This window comes from Okeania sp. SIO3B5 (genome assembly GCF_010692555.1).
In the GTDB taxonomy this organism is placed as follows: Bacteria; Cyanobacteriota; Cyanobacteriia; order Cyanobacteriales; family Microcoleaceae; genus Okeania.
In genome coordinates this window covers 1-4,765 of record NZ_JAAHHG010000667.1, presented here as the reverse complement: position 1 = coordinate 4,765, position 4,765 = coordinate 1, and the positions used below count along the sequence as shown (strand labels likewise).

The 4,765-nt window shown below is 35.2% G+C and carries 3 protein-coding genes; all 3 read left to right on the top strand.

All coding sequences use genetic code 11. The features are described 5' to 3' along the window. Positions 1-513 precede the first annotated feature (513 nt). The 3 genes from F6K54_RS40550 (at position 514) to F6K54_RS40540 (ending at position 4,259) form a co-directional block, all read left to right on the top strand. The gene (locus F6K54_RS40550) at positions 514-1,239 is read left to right on the top strand and encodes an aspartyl/asparaginyl beta-hydroxylase domain-containing protein (protein ID WP_293090087.1); all 726 of its coding nucleotides are present in this window, start codon (positions 514-516) and stop codon (positions 1,237-1,239) included. Then, positions 1,215-3,611: a type I polyketide synthase gene (locus F6K54_RS40545; protein ID WP_293090085.1), complete on the top strand. Its 2,397-nt coding sequence runs from the start codon at positions 1,215-1,217 to the stop codon at positions 3,609-3,611. The genes F6K54_RS40550 and F6K54_RS40545 overlap by 25 nt, the downstream gene beginning before the upstream one ends. A gap of 438 nt (positions 3,612-4,049) precedes the next feature. Then, entirely contained in the window at positions 4,050-4,259 is a 210-nt protein-coding gene (locus tag F6K54_RS40540; protein WP_293090083.1) for a type II toxin-antitoxin system VapC family toxin, read from the top strand. The last annotated feature ends 506 nt before the right edge of the window (positions 4,260-4,765 follow it).

Here is a 4,765-nt window from a genome sequence, read left to right as displayed (position 1 = left end):
CGAATTAAATTGAAGCATCTTTATCCTGTTTTTGAAACTGTGGAACACTAAAACTCTTAACACTTGTTTGTGACTATCAATTTTTAGCGTTGGCGGAGGATGGTGGCGGCAGCTATATCGCTTGTTTCTGACTGTCAATTTTTAGCTATCGCTTGTTTCTGACTATCAATTTTTAGCTATCGCTTGTTTGTGACTGTCAATTTTTAGCGTTGGCGGAGGATGGTGGCGGCAGCTATATCGCCTGATGGTCTGTGGTGATAACTTCTTACCTAGGCAGGCTAATACACCATTTTCAGCTTGACACGCCACTACCACCTAAAAACTGTATTATCACTATTCAACCGGACATGATATTACATCTTAATTAAGATAAGTAGTTGTGCTTTTAGGAATTTCCTAGTTGAGAGAAGGAACACTTAACTAGGAACATAGAGTCAATTATAATGTGTAATTAATTTTGCATAAAAGCTTAATAAGCTACAATAATATTTACTTTATATATAAACTCAAATAATGAATAAATATCGCCAATTTGTCATCACTCAGGGGGAAAAATACATCCGTAAACTAGAAGGATTATTTGCTCAGTATTCTTTAGTAGGAAACTCAACCTTTTTTGACTGTCAACAATTTGATTGGGCGATGGAGTTAGAAAAGCATTGGAAAATTATTCGGCAGGAACTAGATGGGGTTTTACAAGACTTAAATAACGTTCCTAACTTTCAAGACCTTTCCCCCGATCAATATAATATTACCTCAGATAATCGCTGGAAAACTTTCTTTTTTTATGCCTATGGACTTAAAGCAGCCCACAATTGTCAAAAATGTCCACAAACAACTCAATTAATTGAACAAATTCCGGGGATGAAAACCGCTTTTTTTTCCATTCTTTTACCTCATAAACATATTCCCGAACATCGTGGTCCTTATAAAGGCGTTCTGCGCTATCATCTTGCTCTTAAAGTTCCTCATCCTGCCACAGATTGTCAAATTCGAGTCAATCAAGATTATCGTCATTGGCAAGAAGGAAAAAGTTTAATCTTTGATGATACTTTCCCCCATGAAGCATGGAACAAAACCAATGATATTCGTGTTGTTTTATTTGTTGATTTTATTCACCCCCTTAAATTTCCTCTCTCATTACTTAATCAATTTATTATTACCTTAGTTTCTCTTTCTCCCTTTGTTCAAAAAGGTAAACAAAATTTAGAAAAATGGAATTTTCAACAGAAGCATTAAACAAAGAATACTCTACAACGAAAAAAGCTTTAATTGCTATTAAAAAACTCCAAGATAAATTGGAGGAATTAGAACAAGCAAAATCTGAACCTATTGCTATTATCGGGATGGGGTGTCGTTTGCCTGGTGGAGTTAATAATCCATCTGATTTATGGTCATTTTTACATAATAAAAAAGATGGCATTACTCCCTTTCCTGCCGATCATTTTTACTTAAATACAATAGATGATGATTTTAGGTTAAAGCAAAGTCCTCAAAAATTATCTCAAAAATCGTTTTTTGGGGGTGGATTTATTCCACATCTGAAAACCTTTGATGCTCATTTTTTTAATATTGCACCACGAGAAGCCGTCAGTTTAGATCCTCAACAAAGAGTTCTCCTAGAAGTAAGTTGGGAAGCATTGGAAAATGCAGGTATCCCTCCCGATGATTTAAAAGGAAGTTCTACTGGTGTTTTTATTGGAATATGCGGTAATGATTATTGGCATCAAATCTTGAGAAGAAAACCCCCGAAAATTGACGCTTATTGTACCACAGGCAACACTCACAGTAATGCTTCTGGACGTTTATCCTATTTTTTAGGACTCACAGGCCCCAGTTTATCTGTGAATACAGCTTGTTCCTCATCTCTAGTGGCGATACATTTAGCAATAACAAGTCTTCGTAACCAAGAATGCGATTTAGCGATCGTAGGTGGTGTCAACAGAATTATTTGCCCTGAAATTACTGAGAGTTTCTCAAAGGCGCAAATGCTGTCCCCCGATAGTCGCTGTAAGACGTTTGACGCATCTGCCAATGGTTTTGTACGTTCTGAAGGTTGTGGAGTTATTGTTCTCAAGCGGTTACAAACAGCGATCGCCGATCATAATCACATCTTAGCTGTTTTGAGAGGGAGTGCAGTCAATCAAGATGGCCGTACCAGCGGATTAACAGCTCCGAATAGCCTTTCTCAACAAGCTGTCATTCAAAAAGCCTTAAAAAATGCCTGTATTCAAGCTGAAGACGTGAGTTATGTGGAGGCCCACGGTACAGGTACATTACTAGGAGATTCCGTGGAAATAGGGGCATTAGCAGGGATTTTTAGCAACAGACGCACCCATCCTTTGATTATTGGTTCAGTCAAACCCAATATCGGCCATTCTGAAGCGGCAGCAGGTGTAGTAAGTTTGATGAAAGTTGTTTTATGCTTACAAAAGGAGGCGATTCCGCCACAAATTCATTTTAATCATCCCAATCCTCATATTAATTGGTCAGAATTACCGTTTAAAATTCCGACGGAAGAAATGCCTTGGGTAAACGATAAAAATCCCAGAATAGCAGGGGTTAGTTCTTTTGGTTTTAGTGGAACAAATGCTCATGTTATTGTTTCTGATTTACCGAATAAAAACTTTTTCCAGTTGAAGAAAAATTCCGTCATTTATCCTACGTATTTATTTACATTATCAGCCAAAACTTCAGTTGCTCAAAAAGATTTAATTCAGCAGTATTGTACTTTTATAAAAAATCATTCTGATTTAGATTTAGCAGATATTTGTTTTACGGCAAATACAGGACGCTCAGATTTTAATTATCGTTTAGCAGTTGTTACTCCTTCCTTGATGGAATTACAGCAAAAATTAACGGAATGTATTACTCAGAAATCTCCTAAGGACCTTTGGGTTAAACAAGTTCGTAGAAACCATACTTTAAAACTGGCTTTTTTCTTTGGTCAAAGAATGACTCCTGATTGGCGACAAGCTTCTTTTTTATATCAAACACAGACAATTTTTCAACAAATAGTAGATGAGTGTAAGGAAATTATTTTGTCTGATTTAAAGATTGATTTAGGTGACTTTTTTGCTAGACAAAATCAAAAGGATTATGAATTAAAATTGATTCTTTTTACTTTAGAATATGCGTTATGTAACCTATTAAAATCTTGGGGGATGATGCCAACAATTGTTATCAGTCATGGTATCGGAAAATGGGTGGCAGCAACTGTTGCTGGAGTTATCAGTTTAACGGATAGCTTAAGGGGAGTCATCGGAGAAAAAAAAGCTAATACTATCACTTCTTTTCCTGCAAAAATCCCCCTTTTTAGTTATGCAAATGAACAGTTATTGCCCTTTGAATTATCAACTTTACAAGAACCAATTTCAGTTGAATATTCTGATGAACAAGCGCTAAAAATTTTAGTTCAAAAAGATTATGATATGGTTATCCTGATTCAGTTTACATCTCCTCAACTTTGGCATTCTATTTGTTCTTATGTTGGTCAATTTTATTGTTTAGGAGGATCAATTAATTGGCAAAATTTTGCAGCCGATAATTTTCGTTTTCCTATTCTTTTGCCAAATTATCCTTTTCAAAGGACTATGTATTGGTATGAATAAATATAAGGATTCAGGTATGCAAAATAGGAATAAGGGAGTAAGTATTTAGCTCACTGAAAAAGCTGAAAACTGAAAAAAGCTGATAACTAACAACTGTTCACTAAAAAGACTGATAACTGATAACTGATAACTGATAACTGATAACTGATAACTGAAAAATAGGATTGCTGTATCTAGTCAAAAAAAGAAAGGATGGAAATTGCTACTAAAGTCAACGAATAACAAGCTCAAAAACTGGCTTTTATCCAAGAAAAAACCCAACAAAATATCGATGAAATTCTCAGAGATGCCCTAGAAAATTATTATGCAAAAGTCTTCAAAGACTCTATAAATCACCTCGAAAAATTTAGCCAACTTGGTTTTATTGGTTGTATTGAAGCAGAACAAGATTTAGCTGAAAATTGTGAGGCAATTTTGATGAAAGAAATGGGAGAGTGAATGATTATTGTTGATACCGGATTTTGGGTTGCCTTAGCTAGCAAAAATGATAACTACCATGAAACTGTTAAAAAGATTTTTGCTAAATACAATGAACCTCTAATTACAACTTGGTGCGTCGTGACAGAAACTTGTTATTTTTTACAATCTCGTCGTGGAGTTCAAGCAGCAATTACTTTTATAGGACTTACGCAGATACGCTATATATAGCGCTCAAAACTATTGTCCAACAGTTACTTTAATCTATAAATAGTGCCTTTGCGTAAGTCCTGTTTTATTAATGCCATATCTCAGGGATTATTTGTAGACCAAACCAGTAATGAGTGTTTATACTTAATTTTTAGACAACTTCTTTTTATATTATCTTTTTTTTAAACCTAACTATTGGTCAATAGTTAAGGAGAAATTTATGGGTACTAGAGAAGCGTCTTTTTTATTAGGTATCTCCCATCTAATGAGTGTTTATACTTATTATTAGATAACTTCTTTCTATGTTATCTTTTTTTTAAACCTAACTATTGGTCAACAGTTAAGGAGAAATTTATGGGTACTAGGGAAGCGTCTTTTTTATTAGGTATTTCTCGTCAACGTTTATTAGTTTTACTGGCTCAAGGTAGAGTCAAAGGAGCTGAAAAAAAAGGCAGATTCTGGGAAATTCCAGTTTCTGAGAGTGGGATGCCTAGAATAATTCCGGCTCGGCGCGGTCCGAAAGGTAT